Annotated in this window: 19 protein-coding genes; 2 read left to right on the forward strand and 17 right to left on the reverse strand. The window is 53.8% G+C overall.

Going from position 1 to position 17,038, the window contains the following annotated elements:
* Nucleotides 1–43: 43 nt before the first annotated feature.
* The 5 genes from KNP95_RS10100 to KNP95_RS10120 all read right to left on the reverse strand — a co-directional run bounded on the left by KNP95_RS10100 (nt 44) and on the right by KNP95_RS10120 (nt 4,016).
* The gene (locus KNP95_RS10100; protein WP_021066838.1) at nt 44–307 is read right to left on the reverse strand and encodes a phosphocarrier protein HPr; all 264 of its coding nucleotides are present in this window, start codon (nt 305–307) and stop codon (nt 44–46) included.
* Between the two features lie 71 nt (nt 308–378).
* Nucleotides 379–819 (reverse strand): acyl-CoA thioesterase, encoded by a 441-nt coding sequence (locus KNP95_RS10105; RefSeq protein WP_029595860.1) that lies wholly within the window; start codon nt 817–819, stop codon nt 379–381.
* Between the two features lie 9 nt (nt 820–828).
* Entirely contained in the window at nt 829–1,629 is an 801-nt protein-coding gene (gene sdhB / locus KNP95_RS10110) for a succinate dehydrogenase iron-sulfur subunit (RefSeq protein WP_021066836.1), read from the reverse strand.
* Nucleotides 1,626–3,383, reverse strand: a complete 1,758-nt coding sequence (gene sdhA / locus KNP95_RS10115) for a succinate dehydrogenase flavoprotein subunit (protein ID WP_214719955.1) — start codon at nt 3,381–3,383, stop codon at nt 1,626–1,628. Before sdhA ends, sdhB begins: the two co-directional genes overlap by 4 nt.
* Before the next feature lie 15 nt (nt 3,384–3,398).
* Nucleotides 3,399–4,016 (reverse strand): succinate dehydrogenase cytochrome b558 subunit, encoded by a 618-nt coding sequence (locus KNP95_RS10120; protein ID WP_021066834.1) that lies wholly within the window; start codon nt 4,014–4,016, stop codon nt 3,399–3,401.
* Nucleotides 4,017–4,239: 223 nt separating this feature from the next.
* Here KNP95_RS10120 and KNP95_RS10125 point away from each other — a divergent pair, with 223 nt between their 5' ends.
* Complete coding sequence (locus KNP95_RS10125; protein ID WP_251138526.1) at nt 4,240–4,632, forward strand: YslB family protein; 393 nt, start codon at nt 4,240–4,242, stop codon at nt 4,630–4,632.
* A gap of 47 nt (nt 4,633–4,679) precedes the next feature.
* Here the strand turns inward: KNP95_RS10125 and KNP95_RS10130 are convergent, their stop codons facing one another.
* Both KNP95_RS10130 and uvrC read right to left on the reverse strand, forming a co-directional pair.
* On the reverse strand, nt 4,680–5,486 hold the full coding sequence (locus KNP95_RS10130) for an aminoglycoside adenylyltransferase domain-containing protein (RefSeq protein WP_214836937.1): 807 nt from the start codon (nt 5,484–5,486) through the stop codon (nt 4,680–4,682).
* A complete protein-coding gene (uvrC, locus tag KNP95_RS10135; RefSeq protein WP_214802998.1) occupies nt 5,483–7,267 on the reverse strand; it encodes an excinuclease ABC subunit UvrC in 1,785 nt (594 codons plus the stop codon). The genes KNP95_RS10130 and uvrC overlap by 4 nt, the downstream gene beginning before the upstream one ends.
* Before the next feature lie 72 nt (nt 7,268–7,339).
* Between uvrC and KNP95_RS10140 the strand changes: the two genes are divergently transcribed.
* Nucleotides 7,340–8,653, forward strand: coding sequence for a dihydrolipoyl dehydrogenase family protein (locus tag KNP95_RS10140; protein WP_214827188.1), 1,314 nt, complete (start codon nt 7,340–7,342; stop codon nt 8,651–8,653).
* A 37-nt stretch (nt 8,654–8,690) separates the two neighbouring features.
* On the opposite strand, the gene mnhG is transcribed toward KNP95_RS10140, so the two are convergent.
* From mnhG to KNP95_RS10190, 10 genes are all read right to left on the reverse strand, one after another.
* Nucleotides 8,691–9,050 carry a monovalent cation/H(+) antiporter subunit G gene (mnhG, locus tag KNP95_RS10145; protein ID WP_031200113.1) on the reverse strand — a complete coding sequence of 120 codons (360 nt, stop codon included), beginning with the start codon at nt 9,048–9,050 and terminating at the stop codon, nt 8,691–8,693.
* Nucleotides 9,028–9,318, reverse strand: coding sequence for a Na(+)/H(+) antiporter subunit F1 (locus KNP95_RS10150; RefSeq protein ID WP_021066828.1), 291 nt, complete (start codon nt 9,316–9,318; stop codon nt 9,028–9,030). Before KNP95_RS10150 ends, mnhG begins: the two co-directional genes overlap by 23 nt.
* Nucleotides 9,318–9,797, reverse strand: coding sequence for a Na+/H+ antiporter subunit E (locus KNP95_RS10155; RefSeq protein ID WP_058763184.1), 480 nt, complete (start codon nt 9,795–9,797; stop codon nt 9,318–9,320). Before KNP95_RS10155 ends, KNP95_RS10150 begins: the two co-directional genes overlap by 1 nt.
* Before the next feature lie 7 nt (nt 9,798–9,804).
* Nucleotides 9,805–11,286: a Na+/H+ antiporter subunit D gene (locus KNP95_RS10160; RefSeq protein WP_021066826.1), complete on the reverse strand. Its 1,482-nt coding sequence runs from the start codon at nt 11,284–11,286 to the stop codon at nt 9,805–9,807.
* The gene (locus tag KNP95_RS10165; RefSeq protein ID WP_021066825.1) at nt 11,279–11,620 is read right to left on the reverse strand and encodes a Na(+)/H(+) antiporter subunit C; all 342 of its coding nucleotides are present in this window, start codon (nt 11,618–11,620) and stop codon (nt 11,279–11,281) included. The genes KNP95_RS10160 and KNP95_RS10165 overlap by 8 nt, the downstream gene beginning before the upstream one ends.
* Nucleotides 11,620–12,057 carry a Na(+)/H(+) antiporter subunit B gene (locus tag KNP95_RS10170; protein ID WP_021066824.1) on the reverse strand — a complete coding sequence of 146 codons (438 nt, stop codon included), beginning with the start codon at nt 12,055–12,057 and terminating at the stop codon, nt 11,620–11,622. Before KNP95_RS10170 ends, KNP95_RS10165 begins: the two co-directional genes overlap by 1 nt.
* On the reverse strand, nt 12,041–14,470 hold the full coding sequence (locus KNP95_RS10175; RefSeq protein ID WP_214713964.1) for a Na+/H+ antiporter subunit A: 2,430 nt from the start codon (nt 14,468–14,470) through the stop codon (nt 12,041–12,043). The genes KNP95_RS10170 and KNP95_RS10175 overlap by 17 nt, the downstream gene beginning before the upstream one ends.
* Nucleotides 14,471–14,843: 373 nt before the next feature.
* Nucleotides 14,844–15,158, reverse strand: coding sequence for a thioredoxin (trxA, locus tag KNP95_RS10180; RefSeq protein WP_021066822.1), 315 nt, complete (start codon nt 15,156–15,158; stop codon nt 14,844–14,846).
* Between the two features lie 107 nt (nt 15,159–15,265).
* The gene (locus tag KNP95_RS10185; protein WP_214836940.1) at nt 15,266–16,231 is read right to left on the reverse strand and encodes an electron transfer flavoprotein subunit alpha/FixB family protein; all 966 of its coding nucleotides are present in this window, start codon (nt 16,229–16,231) and stop codon (nt 15,266–15,268) included.
* A gap of 13 nt (nt 16,232–16,244) precedes the next feature.
* Entirely contained in the window at nt 16,245–17,018 is a 774-nt protein-coding gene (locus KNP95_RS10190; RefSeq protein WP_021066820.1) for an electron transfer flavoprotein subunit beta/FixA family protein, read from the reverse strand.
* Nucleotides 17,019–17,038 lie beyond the last annotated feature (20 nt).

The following is a 17,038-nucleotide window of genomic DNA, read 5'->3' on the forward strand; positions in this document are numbered from 1 at the left end:
AAAAAGACGAGGTAGCCGATTGGCCGCCTCGTCCGTCGCTCAATTACTGAGCAAGACCTTCGCTTGTGAGCATGTCAGAAAGCGTGTTAACCGCTTCTTCTGCATCGTCACCAGCTGCAGTGATTTTGATTGTAGAATCTTTTGCGATTCCGAGTGAAAGAACACCCATGATTGACTTGAGGTTTACTGTTTTACCGTTGTACTCAAGGTTGATATCTGATTGGAACTTAGAAGCTGTGTTAACCAACTGTGTAGCTGGACGAGCGTGAATTCCTGAATCTGCAACGACTGTGAACGTTTTTTCCATGACGTGATAGTCTCCCTTCAAATTTCAATTCTACAGGTGAACCTGCAGAATAATTGTTTGTGAACTCATTATCAAATGATAGCGGATTCGCAAAAATTCTGCAAGCGATTTTTATATTCTGGAGTCCATTCGGTCGGACGACCGGATTTCGACAAGTGCACGAGGCTCGTGCGCCCCGCGAACATGAGCTGTTCTCCATCATATGCCCCGTAATGAATATCACATGAAGTGTTTCCGACCGTCAAGACATTGGCATACACCTTGATCGATTGGCGCGGCATCACCTGGCGGACATAGTCGCACTGGGCGTCCGCCACGACGACGAACCCATCTTTTAACGAGAACCCTGTCGCTTCAAGCAACTCGATCCGTGCATCCTCGAAATAGATGAACGGGATCGTGTTATTCATGTGGCCGTACGGGTCGCACTCCGAAAATCGGACTTTGACGTCTAGCGCGACCCCTGCTCTGACACGTGTTTCCCAATCGGCTTCCCGGAAGTACTTCGTCATCCGTAACCCTTACGCCTCGACCGCAGAACCGGTGCGGCCTTTGTCGCTACCGAAGAACGATTTGAACGAGTGAAGCGTCGTCTGACGGTTCATCGCAGCGATTGACGTCGTGAGCGGAATGCCTTTCGGACAAACTTCGACACAGTTTTGTGCGTTTCCGCACTGTGCGAGGCCGCCGTCTTCCATGAGCGCTTCCAAACGGTCTTCCGCGTGGAAGGCGCCGGTCGGATGCGAGTTGAAGAGACGGACTTGCGAGATGGCGGCTGGTCCGATGAAGTTCGATTTGTCGTTGACGTTCGGGCATGCCTCGAGGCAGACACCGCACGTCATACATTTCGATAGTTCATACGCCCATTGACGCTTGTTCTCTGGCATCCGTGGTCCTGGTCCGAGATCGTACGTCCCGTCAATCGGAACCCAAGCCTTCACTTTTTTCAACGCGTCGAACATGCGCTGACGGTCGACTTGAAGGTCACGGACGACCGGGAACGTCTTCATCGGAGCAAGACGGATCGGCTGCTCGAGTTTATCGACGAGTGCCGTACACGATTGGCGCGGCTTGCCGTTGATAATCATCGAACAAGCGCCACACACTTCCTCGAGACAGTTCATGTCCCAGTTGATTGGTGTCGTCTTGTCCCCGTTCGCATTGACCGGGTTCCGGCGGATTTCCATCAACGCCGAGATGACGTTCATGTTCGGGCGGTACGGGACGGTGAACTCTTCAGTATAGGTCGGTTGATCCGGCCCGTCCTGGCGTTCAATGATAAAACGAATGTCTTTTTGATCTGCTTGCATCGGCGTCGTCATTTCGTCTTCGCCCCTTTCTTCGAGTAATCCCGTTTACGTGGCGGGATTAACGAAACGTCGATCTCTTCAAACGAGATATCGACTTCCCCATTGTCGTAACGTGCCATCGTCGTCTTCATGAAGCGCTCGTCATCACGTTCCGGGAAGTCCGGTTTGTAATGAGCTCCACGGCTCTCGTCGCGTTTCAAGGCGCCAAGTGTGATGACGCGTGCGAGGTCAAGCATGTGGTCGAGCTGTCGGATGAACGATGCCCCTTGGTTGCTCCAGCGGGCCGTATCGGTCGCGGAGATGTTGTTATAGCGTTCACGAAGTTCACGGAGTTTGAGGTCCGTCGCTTCGAGTTTATCGTTGTAACGAACGACCGTGACGTTGTCGGTCATGAGTTCGCCGAGCTCACGGTGGATTTGATACGCGTTTTCCGTACCGTCCATCGCGAGGATGTCGTTGAACCGCTCGATTTCTTCACGTTCGTTGAAGTTGAAGAGTGCTTCTGGCACGCTCTCTGTCGCTTGGTCGAGACCGCGCATGTAATGAACGGCCGCAGGACCGGCTTCCATCCCGCCGTATACGGCCGAGAGGAGCGAGTTGGCACCGAGACGGTTGGCACCGTGCATCGAGTAATCGCACTCACCGGCAGCGAATAGCCCTGGGATGTTCGTCATCTGGTCGTAATCAACCCAAAGTCCGCCCATCGAATAGTGAACGGCCGGGAAAATCTTCATCGGGACTTTCCGCGGGTCGTCGCCGACGAACTTCTCGTATATCTCGAGGATACCGCCGAGTTTGATGTCGAGCTCTTTCGAGTCTTTATGCGACAAGTCGAGGTACACCATGTTCTCGCCGTTGACGCCGAGCTTCTGGTTGACGCAGACGTCAAAAATCTCACGCGTCGCGATATCACGCGGCACGAGGTTTCCGTAGGCCGGGTACTTCTCTTCAAGGAAGTACCATGGCTTGCCGTCTTTATACGTCCATACACGTCCGCCTTCACCACGTGCTGACTCACTCATGAGACGAAGCTTGTCGTCCCCTGGGATCGCCGTCGGGTGGATTTGGATGAACTCGCCGTTCGCATAGACGGCGCCTTGACGGTAAACCGCTCCAGCCGCTTGTCCGGTGTTGATGACCGAGTTCGTCGATTTACCGAAGATGACGCCTGGGCCACCTGTCGCAAGGATGACCGCATCCGATGGGAACGCTTTAATTTCCATCGAGCGTAAATCCTGACAGACCGCACCACGGCAGACGCCTGATTCGTCGATGATGGCACGGAGGAACTCCCAGCCTTCATACTTCTCGACGAGCCCTTGCGCCTCATAGCGACGGACCTGCTCGTCTAGCGCGTAAAGGAGCTGTTGCCCTGTCGTCGCACCGGCGTAAGCCGTGCGGTGATGGAGCGTGCCGCCGAAACGTCGGAAGTCGAGAAGACCTTCTGGCGTCCGGTTGAACATGACGCCCATCCGGTCGAACATGTGGATGATTTTCGGTGCCGCTTCTGCCATCTTTTGGACTGGCGGTTGGTTGGCGAGGAAGTCGCCCCCATAGACCGTATCATCGAAGTGTTGCCAAGGAGAATCCCCTTCCCCTTTCGTGTTGACGGCACCGTTGATGCCGCCTTGTGCACATACTGAATGTGAACGCTTGACCGGTACAAGCGAGAATAGTTTTACCGGAACACCCATCTCAGCCGACTTGATTGTCGCCATGAGTCCAGCTAGACCGCCACCGATGACGATCAAACTTTGATTTGCCATGAACTTTTCCCCCTATTACAAGATGCCAGCGAACGTCAAGATTGAACGGATGCCGACAAAAGATAGTGCCAAGAAGACCGCGCCTGAGACGTAGCTCATGAAGCGCTGTGAACGAGGCGACTGTGTGATCCCCCACGTGATGGCAAACGACCAGAGACCGTTCGCGAAGTGGAACGTAGCCGAGAGGATCCCGACTATGTAGAAGATAAGCATGAGCGGATTGTCGACGATGTTTTGCATCATCTCCGCATTCACTTCAACGCCACGTAACTTCGCCAAGCGCGTTTCCCAAACGTGCCAAGCGATGAAGATGACGAGGAAGACGCCCGTGAAGCGTTGGAGCATGTACATCCAGTTACGGGCGTATGAGTAACGGTTCGTGTTAATCGAACCGAGAAACGCATAATACACGCCATACACGCCGTGGAAAATCATCGGCAAAGCGATGATGGTGACTTCAAGGAAGTACAAGTACGGTAAGCTCTCCATGAATTTTGCTGCCTTGTTAAACGACTCCACCCCATCGACGATATAGTAGTTGACCGACAAGTGGACGATCAAAAACAGGCCGATTGGGATGACCCCAAGTAGCGAATGGACTTTACGACTGAAATAGTCACGCTGCGAAGCCATTCTAGTTCCCCCTTTGTACGAGCCCTTGGCTCGTTTTGTAAATAAAAGCGTTTTCAAATGTAAATATAGCTTTCTGTCTCCTATTCTACTCTTGTGAATTTTGTATGACAAGACAACCTGACCGATTTGTGACACATTCTTTTGCAAAATACCCGGTGACCAAAAGCCGATTCGTCGTTATAATGGTATAGAGAGATTGGAGTGATGGAAGAAGATGGAAACGATGAGCCAACCCACTTTCGCGATCGAACTGTTGCGCGATTATGTGTTGACGGATTTGCTTGGGGACGATTACGCCCAAGTCATCTATTGGTCGGGTAAACGGGTCGCACGCAAGTTCCCGGTCATGCCCAATGAGGAACTGAGCGCCTTCTTTAGTGAGGCCGGCTGGGGAGATTTGACGCTGTTGAAAGAAAAAGGAAATAAATTCTTGTTCGAGCTCATGCCCCCACCCGCGACCCAAGAAAAGGCAACTGGCTACTTCCAGCTCGAGGCTGGTTTTTTAGCCGAACAGATTGCGGGTCGTTTCCAATGTGTCGCCGAAGGCTACGCCGACGTGACGCGCAAGGCCGTCCACATCACCGTCCAACTAGACCGAAAAGATACGTACGAATGAAAAAGAGCCGATGCGAATTTTGATCGCATCGGCTCTTTCTTTTTGAGTTAATCCTCTAACTCATCCATCTCTTCATACGGAAAGAGGCGCTCATTGGCGAAGATATAAAAGTCGATGAGTTCCGACCTTGAGAACGTACTGTCTTCACCCGCATACGCCGCTGCCGCTTTTTGAATGACATGCAGGAGATCAGTCGGAATCGATTGTCGCTTCGCCCACTCGAGCACTTCTCGTTTGGCGAGCACACGTCTATCCGTCTCGTAGGCCATCACCCGCACGAGGTTCAATACGCTGTACACGGGATGGTTATCAAGCGAGCTCAGGCAATCCAATGCGTCGTCCTTGATTGCTTCTCGGTAATGTCCATCCTCAAACCCGACCACCAACTCATGCATCGGAGTCCCGAACAAGACACAGCCTCGCTCCATGATGACTTTGAGGTGGGCGGCCAAATCCGAATCGGTCATTTCTCGTTGCTCATGGAGCAACTCGTCGATTGACGTTTCTTCTAACCGCATGCGCCACTGCTCACTATAATGGAACTCGAACGGACTCGGATGGACCCATTCTTGTAACGCTCGTTCCGTCAGCACGGTCAGCTCGAGCGGATAAGGCTGCGTCGAAGTCTCCAGGCACAGTCGCATCAAACCGAGCCGTTCCTCGTCCGACAGGTCTCGGTCGCTCACGAACAGTAAATCGACGTCGCTCTGTCGCGGATGAAAGCCTCCCATCGTCAAAGACCCGTGCACGTACGCATGTCGAATCGCGTCGGTCACGTCCGCCAAGTCACGCACGAACTGTTCAATAAAAGGGGATGTCTCGTCTGGAAAATCGGCTAACGCGTCTCGGTTCATTCATCGGTCTCCTCATGGACGTATTGGATTACGGTCTCGGCCAACTTCTCCGGCAGACCCGCTTCTTTCAACTGTTCGAGCGAGGCGAGACGGATCTGCTTCATCGACCCGAAATGACGAATCAATTGCTGACGCCGCTTTGGCCCGACGCCCGGGATATCGTCGAGCACCGACTTCGTCATCTTCTTCGTCCGCAGGCTGCGGTGGAACGTGATGGCGAAGCGGTGGACCTCGTCTTGCATGCGTTGCAGCAAATAGAACGCGCTCGAACGTGAGTTCAATTCGACGACCCCGCCGCCTTCCCCGAACAAGAGCTGGCTCGTCCGGTGACGGTCATCTTTCTTCAACGAGCCGACGGGCAAGTCGAGCCCGAACTCGTTTTGCAGGACGTCGAGGGCGGCGTTCAATTGCCCGATGCCCCCGTCAATCAACAGCAGATCCGGCAGACGTTTCTCTTCCGTCAACAGACGGCGGAATCGACGGCGGACGACCTCTCGCATCGTCTCATAGTCGTCCGGTCCTTGGACGGTACGAATCTTGTATTTGCGATATTCCTTCTTGAGCGGCTTGCCATCCTCGAAGACGACGAGCGCCGAGACGGCGTCCGCACCTTGGATGTTGGCGTTGTCGATGATATCGACGCGCGACAAGTTCGGGATACCGATTGCCTCACCGAGTTCACGCATGGCGAGGAGCGTCCGCTCTTCGTCGCGGGCGAGCAACTCGAACTTTTCGTTCAAGGCGATGCCCGCATTTTTCGTCGCCAAGTCGAGCAACTGTCGCTTCGCCCCTCGTTTCGGCTGCATCACTTTCGTGCCGATCGCCTCGTTCAACAGATCGATGCGGACGATCTCAGGGACGAGCACTTCCTTCGGCAATACGTTCTGCTCGTAGAACTGGACGATGAAACTCTCGAGTTCCTCGGACGGTTCCCCGTGAAGTGGGAACAGGGACACGTCGCGCTCGATCATCTTGCCGCCTCGCATATAGAACACTTGGACGCACATCCAGCCGCGGTCGAGTGTGTAGCCAAAGACGTCACGCGCTGTCGGGTCGGCCGTGATCATGTTCTGTTTGTTCATAATCGATTCGACGGCCCGGATTTGGTCACGGAGCTCGGCGGCACGTTCGAACTGCATGTCTTCGGCAGCCAGTCCCATGTCGACTTGGAGTTTGGCGAGCGTCTCGCTCGTCTCCCCGTTCAAGAAGCGTCGAATCTCTTGGACGATCTCTTTTTGCTCGTCCGTGTCGATGGCGAGCTCACACGGTCCGAGGCACTGCCCGATGTGGTAATACAGACAGAGCTTGCGCGGCATCGGTTGGCATTTTCGCAGCGGATACAACTTGTCGAGCAGCCGCTTCGTCTCGTTGGCGGCATAGGCGTTCGGATACGGCCCAAAATAGAAGCCGCCGTCCCGCTTCAGCTTCCGTGTCGTGAGCAACCGCGGATACGGCTCGTTCGTGATTTTGATATACGGATACGACTTGTCATCCTTCAAGCGGATGTTATATTTCGGGTCGTGCTTTTTGATGAGCGTCATCTCGAGCAAGAGTGCCTCGAGCTCGCTCGCCGTGACGATATATTCGAAGTCCCGAATCTCGGCCACAAGGCGCATCGTCTTGATGTCGTGCGCCCCGGTGAAATACGACCGGACCCGGTTCTTCAGATTTTTCGCTTTCCCGACGTAAATGATTTCCCCGTACTCGTTCTTATGCAAGTAACAGCCGGGCTCGTCCGGGAGGAGCGCCAATTTATGTTTAATGTGGTCAGAATGACTCAAATTCAATCACCTCAGTTTAGGTTCCTTCCAGACGGGAAAAAATTGATGAAGTCTCAGAGGGAGGGTTTTGGAATGAAACGGTACGATGTCATCATCATCGGCAGCGGCTCGGCAGCGAGCCAAGCCGCCAGCGTGTTACGTGACGCCGGTAAACAAATTGCGATTGTCGAGAATTGGACGTTCGGCGGGACGTGCCCGCAGCGCGGGTGTGACCCGAAAAAAATGCTCGCGGAAGGAGCCGACCTGATTGCCCGGGCCGAACGGATGAAACCGCTCGGTGTGACCGGCGAACTCAAGCTCGACTGGCACGCCTTCAAACATCGTGTCGACGAGTACCGCTTTGCCGTCCCGACGACGAAGATGCATCATTGGCAAGAACACGGCATCGATTTGTTCGAAGGCGAACCACATTTCATCGACGAAGACTCGATTGTCATCGAAGGACATGAAATCTCGGCGCATCAATTCTTGATCGCATCGGGGCAAATCCCGCGTCCACTCGACATTCCCGGCGGAGACGCTGCCATCACGAGCAACGACGTCTTCGACCTTGAGGTGTTACCGCAACACGTCATCATCGTCGGAGCCGGTTATATCGCCTTCGAGTTCGCCCATATTCTGCGCCGGTTCGGATGTGACGTGACGCTCCTCGTCCGGTCGCGGGCGTTGAAGCCGTTCGACCGTAAAGTCGTCAAACGGCTTGTCGATGAGACGATTCAAATCGGGATCGATGTCCGCTATGGAATCGAACCGGTCGACATCAATGGCGACGTCGTGACGCTATCAGATGACTCTACCCTTGTAGGACTCGTGCTTAACGCCACCGGGCGGATTCCGAGCATCGAGCGACTTCGGTTGGATGCGGCCGGCATCGAGTCCGACCACGGCGGCGTCTTGGTCAACGAGTTTCTCCAGACGACGAATCCGAACGTCTATGCGGCCGGAGACGTCGCCAAGAGCCGCAACCCGGCCCTCACCCCGTTCGCCGGACAGGAAGGCCGCATCGCCGCGCTCAACCTGCTCCGCAACAACACGCGTCCGCTCCCCGAGCGTCCCGCCCCGACGGTCGTCTTCACGACACCACCGATTGCCAAAGTCGGGCTGACGGTCGACGAGGCCAAGGCGCAAGGGATCGACTATGAATGTAAAGACAACGACTTGTCCCATTTCTTGACGTATGAGCGGATCAACGACACGACGGCGTTCTCCCGCATCTTGCTCAGCAAAGACGGTCATGTGCTCGGCGCCCACTTGATTGGGCAACACGCGCCGGAACTGATCAACTTGTTCTCATTCATTATACAAAACAATATGACCCATCAACACGTCAAACACTTGGAGTTCGCGTATCCGACGTCCGCGTCCGATATTTCGTACCTCATCTAAAAAAGGCTCTTCCATCGTGCGATGGAAGAGCCTTTCGTCATTCGATTCCTTTATCCTTATCTTCTTGCAAGGCGTCCTGGAGCGATTTGTCCCAGAGCTTGACCCCTTGGGCGTGAGCTGCCCGAGCAATTAAGTGTCCGCCGACCGGAGCCGTCAACAAGACGAAGAACAAGCCGAGCAGGAGTCGTGCGTCAAAGATACGCTGGTCGACCCAGACGTGCAGGAGCGCCGCGAACAAGACGAACATGACGCCGAGCGTCGCGCTCTTCGAGGCCGCATGGGCCCGCGAGTAGATGTCCGGCAGCCGGATGAGACCGATGGCCGCGACGACGGTGAAGAATACCCCGATGATTGTGAAGACACCGGTCAAAATGTCATAAATCATTGTTGCGGTCATGTTGGATGATCTCTCCCTTCTCGAGGAATTTCGAGAACGCCACCGTTCCGATAAAGGCTAAAATCCCGAGCAAGAGGATGACTTCGAAAAACATCGTCGTGTCGAGCAGAATCGACAACAGCGAGACGACGGAAATCAAGCCGATTCCGATCGAGTCGAGCGCAATGACACGGTCAGCCGTCGTCGGTCCTTTGACGACCCGATACAGCATGCCGAGCATGGCGAGCACGAGGATGGCGAGCGCCACGTAAATAATAATATCTAACATTAGCTGGTCGCCTCCTTAATCTTCGTCTCAAAGTTATCGTGAATGCCTTGCTTGAGCGACTCTTTATCCGGCATATGGAGCGCATGGATATATAGCGTCTTATTGTCGTCCGACACTTGGACGACGAGCGTCCCTGGTGTCAGGGTGATGAGCATCGACAGCCAACTGACCTTCCAACCGGCATCGAGCTCGGTATGGTACCGGAAGATGCCTGGTTGGATTTTCAGTTTCGGGCTGAGGACGAGCCGGAGCACCTCGACATTGGCGAGGACAAGCTCCCGACAGAAAATCAAGAACAGTTTAAGCAGTTTCAAGACGCGGATGAAATAGAAATCCGTATTCTTGAAGAAGCGGCGCATCATGAAGATGACGAGTAATCCGAGCAAATAGCCGATAAGAAATCCGCTCGTCGTGAACGTACCCGTGAAGAACATCCAAATGAACGCCAGGAAAAAGTTGATGAGTAGTTGGTAAGCCATCTCTAAATCACTCCTTAATCACGGCATCGATATAGATTTCGGGTTGCACGAGCGGTTCAATTGCCTGGGTAATGAACGGATGCATCGCCTCGGCGCCGAACCCGTAAGCCACGGCGACGGCGACGAGCAAGAACGTCGGCACGATGAGTTTCTTCATGTGCGGAACGAGCGGACCGTCGTAGGCACGCTTCTCTTCTCCCCAGAATCCGTACAAGAAGATTTTGATGACGGAGAAGAGGACGAACAAACTCGACAGCAAGATGAGGAGTGGCCCGAACAGGCTGCCCTCGGCGACCCCACCTTGAACGATTAACAGTTTCCCGAAGAATCCGCTAAGCGGCGGAATCCCGGCGAGCGACAAGGCGGCGATGAAGAACGTCCAGCCGAACAGCGGGAACCGGGTAATCAAGCCACCCATGTCGCGTAACTGACCAGACTTGGTGATGCCGATCATCATGCCGACGAGCATGAACAAGGCGGCCTTGATCAACATGTCATGAATCAAGTAGTAAAGCGCCCCTTCGAGCGACGTCTGCGTGTTGAGCGCAATCCCATAGAGAATCACGCCGACTGCGATCATGATGTTGTAGATGATGATCAATTTGACGTCATTATAGGCGATGGCGCCAATCATCCCGATGACGATTGTCAACACGGCGAGAATAATCAAGAAGTTCTGCGTGAACGACCCGACATCAAACAGGAGCGTGTATGTCCGCAAAATCGAGTATACCCCTACTTTCGTCAGAAGCGCCCCGAACATAGCAAGGATTGGCGTCGGTGCCACGACATACGAGCCCGGGAGCCAGTAGTGTAACGGTACGAGTGCACCCTTTAAACCGAAGACAATCATGAACAATACCCCGATGACGACGAGAACGGATTGATTCTCGACGAGCGGAATCTTCTGCGCGAGGTCAGCCAAGCTGAGCGTGCCGACCGTTCCGTAAAGCAGCGCGACGGCCATGACAAACAACGCCGAGGCGATGACGTTCACGAGCAAGTACTTGATTGACTCGCGAAGTTGGACCCCTTTCCCGCCGAGGACGATCAACACGTATGACGAGATGAGGAACACTTCGAAGAAGACGAACAAGTTGAAGATATCGCCTGTCGTGAAGGCACCGTTCACCCCGACGAGGAGGAACAGCATCGCGACATAGACGTAGTTCGACTCATACGCGTCCGAGAAGTAATGGGTCGCGAACCAGACGATGAAGAAGACGATCAACGTCGACGTGGCGACGAGCAATGCCGACAGCATGTCCGAGACGAGCGTGATCCCGAACGGTGCCGGCCAGTTTCCTAAATTGACGGTCAAGATGCCGTCCTGTGACACGGTGAAGATCAGCAGCACCGTCACTGCGAACGTTACAAGTAAAGCCCCGAGTGCCACTCCGCGTTGCAGACGAATCTGCTTCGGCGCGAAGAGGAGGATGATGGCCGCAAGCGCCGGGATGACAATCGGAAAGATCGGTAAGTTAATCATTCGATTCCGTTCCTTTCATTTCCTCAATATTATCCGTATTCAGTTCTTGATAGGCCCGATACGCGAGCACTAGGAAGAACGCGGTCACCCCGAAGCTGATGACGATGGCCGTCAAGACGAGCGCTTGCGGGAGCGGATCGGTATATTCCGTCACCCCGTCGACGAGGACTGGTGCCGCTCCGGTTTTCAATCCGCCCATCGTCAAGACGAGTAAGTGGGCGGCGTGACTGAGCAGGCCGGTGCCGATGATGATGCGCAACAAACTCTTTGAGAGAATCATATAGACAGCGCTCATCGTCAAGACACCGATGATGATGCTAACGAAGATTTCCATTATTCACTCTCTCCAATCGTTTGAATGATCGTCATCGTCACACCGATGACCACAAGGTAAACACCAAGGTCGAAGGCGATTGCCGTGTGAAGCGTCTGTTCGCCTAAGAGCGGCAAGTCAAACTTACCATACGCATGCGTCAGGAACGGACGGTCCCAGAAGATGCTGTGAAGCGACGTCAGTAACGCGATAGCGAGACCGAGCGCCGTCATCTTGCGATAGTCGAACGGAAGCACGTCGGCGAGCGTTTTCGAATCAAAGGCAAGGAGCAACAATACGAGCGCAGCCGCCGTCATCAAACCACCGATGAAGCCTCCGCCCGGCGAATAGTGCCCGGCGAAGAAGAGATTGATTGAGAACACGATGATGATGAAGAAGATGATCACCGCGGCCGTCTGTAAGATGACGTCATTGACTTGATCATTTTTTCGGTTCATGTTCACGTGCTCCTTTCGTACGTTCTGTCGTTCTGAATTTGATCATCGTGTAAATCCCGATGGCCGCGATGGCAAGGACGACGATCTCGAACAACGTATCAAAGCCCCGGAAGTCGACAAGGACAACGTTGACCATGTTTTTCCCGGCTGCTAAATCATAGACATTTTCTTTATAGTACTCTGAGATTGACGACAGGGAACGGTTCGATAGCGCCATGAAGCTGAGGAGCATGACCGTCACCCCGACGATTATCGAGACGATTGCATTCTCGATTTTGAATTTCACGCGCACTTCTTTCTTGCTGATCTCTGGCATATGGTAGAAGACGAGCAAGAACAGCGCGACCGATACCGTCTCGATGACGAGCTGCGTCAAGGCCAGGTCCGGTGCATTGAAGAAGACGAAGAACAACGCGACCGAATACCCGACGACACCGAGTAGAATGATCGATGGCAGGCGCGAACGCATGAACAGAATTGCGATTGATGCCAAGATGACAACAGCCCCGAGGACGTATTCATACGGTGCGACAGGTTCCATCTCGCCGAACGAGAAGTTGAACAAATCGAACCAATACATCGAGAACAACATCATGCCTGACAAGAACAAGAAAATGTAGACCAAATACGAGCGGATGAAGCCCGTCATATAGTTATCTTTGAAGCGGTACGCCGCCTTGTTCGACCAGACGAGCGTCCCGTCATACATGCCGTTGAGTGTCAGGCGGTGTGGAATCCGGTTATAGATGCCCATCCACTTGTTGATCGTGTAGAACATGAGCGTCCCGAGCAGGATGACGCCGATCGTCATGAACAGCTCCGGTGTCAATCCGTGCCAGAAGTAGATGTCTACTTTGACTTCTTGCCCGCTCGCGACGAGCGTCGGATAAATCGATTCGACGGCCGGCTTGATGAGCGAGTTCGATAACACGTTCGGCACGAATCCGAGCACGACGACGAGGATGGCGAGAATCGCTGGCGGGATGAGCATCCCGATCGGTGCCTCGTGCGGCTGTTTCGGCAATTTGTCGAACTGGGCTTTGCCCATGAACGTCCGCGTGAAGATAATCAAGCTGTAGATGAACGTGAACACACTCGCGATGAATGCGACGACCGGAATCAAGATGCCGATCGTATCGAGCGCGAAGAAGTCCATTGAGAACACTTTCGTCGTCGCCTTCAAGAACATCTCTTTACTGAGGAATCCGTTGAATGGCGGTAACCCTGCCATCGACAATGAGCCGATGACGGCGATCGTGAACGTGATCGGCATGACGGTCATGAGACCGCCGAGTTTGCGGATGTCACGCGTCCCTGTCTCGTGGTCGACGATTCCGACCATCATGAACAGCGAGCCTTTGAATGTCGCATGGTTAATCAAATGGAAGATTGCCGCGATCGTCGCGACCATATAGATGTTGTCATCCATGCCGTCATAATGAAGCGCCGCGGCACCAAGTCCGAGGAGCGACATGATGAGACCGAGCTGACTGACCGTCGAGAAGGCGAGAATCCCTTTCAAATCGGTCTGTTTGACCGCGTTGAACGAACCCCAGAACAAGGTGAACGTCCCGACCGCGGCGATCGTCCATAGCCAGATCGGTGACTCTTGGAACACCGGGCTCATCCGTGCGACGAGATAGAGACCGGCCTTGACCATCGTCGCCGAGTGGAGGTACGCACTGACCGGGGTCGGTGCTTCCATCGCGTCCGGCAACCAGATGTGGAACGGGAATTGCGCCGACTTCGTGAAGGCTCCGAGCAAGATGAGTATCATCGCCGCGATAAAGAACGGGCTGTCCGCGATCACTGCCTGATTGGCCACCATGTCGCGGATGCTGAACGAGCCGACAATCGACTCGAGAATCACGATTCCCCCGAGCATCGACAGACCACCGAATACGGTGATAAGCATCGATTTACGCGCCCCGTAGCGAGAGCGCTCTTTCTCGTACCAGTACCCGATCAAGAGGAACGACGAAATCGACGTGAGTTCCCAGAACATGTACATGACGACCATGTTGTCCGAGAGGACGACACCGAGCATCGCGCCCATGAACAAGAGCAGATACACATAAAAATGACCGAGCGACTCTTTGTCTTTATTCAAGTAATAAATCGAATAAAGGACGACGAGCGCCCCAATCCCTGTAATCAGGAGGGCAAACAATAGTCCGAGCCCGTCCACGTAGGCCGTGAAGTTGATGCCGAGCGATGGCATCCATTCGACCGTTTCCGTCACGACGTCTCCCGCGCTCGTGATTCCGATGAAGCGGAAGAAGTACACGAATAGGACGACCGGAACGATTAACACGAACCAACCCGTGTGGATTCGCTTCAGCGCCCGGAACAAGAACGGGATGAACGGTGCCGCGAGAAGCGGCAATAAGATAGCTAAATGTAACACCGACAAGAAAATTCCTCCTTCGAACAGAGTCTTACAAACGATGGCTTAATTATTAAGGTCATTTGACGCCATCACGTCTTCTTCATGAGTATAGCGTAAATTTTCAGTCTGTTTCCATGATAAAACCTTCGCGTATTTTGACGCCTCCCCGATTTCTCCCGAACTGTTAAATATGAAGGGAGTCGACAAAAAGCGACGAAAAAAAATTACAATCGCACTCTATATGTATGCGTTTTCAGGTGGTGATTTGTCCGAATTCTCGCCCTCAATCCGTACCGAACCTTAACCGTTGATATTCCATGCGAAACGACTAAACTCCTTCTTCCCTAACACGCCCAACAAAAAACAGCCGACCAGTTGCCCGGTCGGCTGTACGTGATTATTGTGCTGTTGCGATAAACTCTTTGAGTGCTTCTTTTGGTTGGAAGCCCATTGTTTTCGAAACAGGTTGTCCGTCTTTGAACATCATAAGTGTTGGGATACTTTGGATTTGGAAAGCGCCCGCTACTTCTGGGTTCTCGTCAACGTCGAGTTTAACGATTTGGACTTGGTCGCCCATCTCTTGGTCAAGCTCTTCGAGTACCGGTGCGATCATGCGGCACGGTCCACACCAAGCTGCCCAGAAATCGACGAGGACGACGCCCTCTTTTACTTCTTGTTCAAATGTTTGAGTCGTTGCGTGTTTAATAGCCATTTGGTAAATACCTCCCCAGTAAGATGTGAGAGCCGAATGAATCACTCTCATGCATTTCATGTTCAGAGTATACCACGGAGGGTACGTTTCCCCAAACGTTCTGCATATCAGCTATTGACGAGGTGCTTGCGGAACTCTTCCGTCAGGAGTGGGACGACGTCGAACAAGTCGCCGACGATACCGTAATCGGCCACGCTAAAGATGTTCGCTTCCGGGTCTTTGTTGATGGCGACGATGACTTTGGCGTTGCTCATCCCAGCCAAGTGTTGAATCGCGCCCGAGATGCCGCAGGCGATATATAAGTCCGGCGTGACGACTTTCCCCGTCTGACCGATTTGAAGTGCATAGTCGCAATAGTCGGCGTCACATGCTCCACGTGAAGCACCGACGGCACCGCCAAGCAGTTCAGCGAGTTCTTCGAGCGGCTTGAAGCCGTCTTCGCTCTTGACGCCACGGCCACCGGCGACGATGACTTTCGCTTCCGTCAAATCGACTTTCCCCGTCGCCTTGCGGACGACTTCTTTGACGATCATGGCGAGGTCTTTCAGTTCAACGCTCGGTGTCTCGACCGTTGCGCTCGCCCCGGCCGTACGCGGCAGTGCGTCGATGTTGTTCGGGCGGATCGTGAAGAACATGACCGAGTCTTTGAACTTCACTTTCTCGAACGCCTTCCCTGAATAGATTGGGCGGACGAACTCGGCGTCTTTGCCTGATCCTTCGATTGAAACGACGTCACTGATGAGACCTGCGTCAAGACGCGCCGCGAGTTTCGGGGCGATGTCTTTCCCGAGTGCCGTATGACCGAGCACGATCATGTCCGGTGACTCTTGGTCGATGACTTGGCGGAGCACTTGCCCATAACCGTCCGGCGTGTAGTGCTTGAGACGCTCGTCTTCGATGATGAGGACGCGACCCGCGCCGTACTCCCCGAGTTCCGTCGCGAGTGCTTTGACGTCATCCCCGATGACGACCGCCGTCACGTCGTCCGTCAATTGCTTCGCTGCGGCGATTGCTTCAAATGATACGTTCCGTAACGCGCCTTCACGCGCTTCTGCGAGTACTAAAGCTTTCATCTATGTGTCCCCCTTAAATGACTTTGGCTTCCGTGCGAAGTAATTGAACGAGCTCGCTCACTTGAGACGACGTATCCCCTTCAAGGATGCGCCCGGCTTTCTTCTCTTCTGGCAAGAAACGTTCGATCGTCTCGATTTTCGCTTCGATCTCGTCTTCATCGAGGTCGATGTCCGACAGTTCGAGTTCTTCGAGTGGCTTCTTCTTCGCCTTCATGATGCCTGGAAGGCTCGGGTAACGCGGTTCGTTCAATCCTTGCTGCGCTGTCACGAGGAGCGGGAGCGCCACTTCGATCACTTCAGTGTCCCCTTCGACGTCGCGTGTGACCGTCGCTGTCGTGCCGTCGATATCGAGTTTCGTGATCGTCGTCACGTAGTTCATGTCCAACAGTTCAGCGACACGTGGTGCGACTTGGCCGCTACCGCCGTCAATGGCGACGTTCCCGGCGAAGATGAGATCTGGCGCTTGCTCTTTCAAGTACGTGGCGAGCACTTTCGAAATCGTCACATGGTCTGCGTCCTCGACGTCATCCTCGATCGAGATGCGAACCGCTTTGTCCGCTCCCATCGCGAGCGCCGTTCGAAGTTCTTTGTCCGCGTCTTCTGGTCCGACCGTCACGACCGTGACTTCTCCCCCGAGATCGTCACGCTTACGGATGGCCTCTTCGACCGCATATTCGTCATACGGGTTGATGATGAACTCAGCGCCGTCTTCTTGAATTTCCCCATTCTCGAGCTGAATCGCTTCCTCTGTATCGAACGTACGCTTCAGCAATACAAAAATATTCATCGTAGTTCCCCCTTATAAGT

It is taken from the genome of Exiguobacterium sp. s36, from assembly GCF_018618345.1.
GTDB classification, from domain to species: domain Bacteria; phylum Bacillota; class Bacilli; order Exiguobacteriales; family Exiguobacteriaceae; genus Exiguobacterium; species Exiguobacterium chiriqhucha.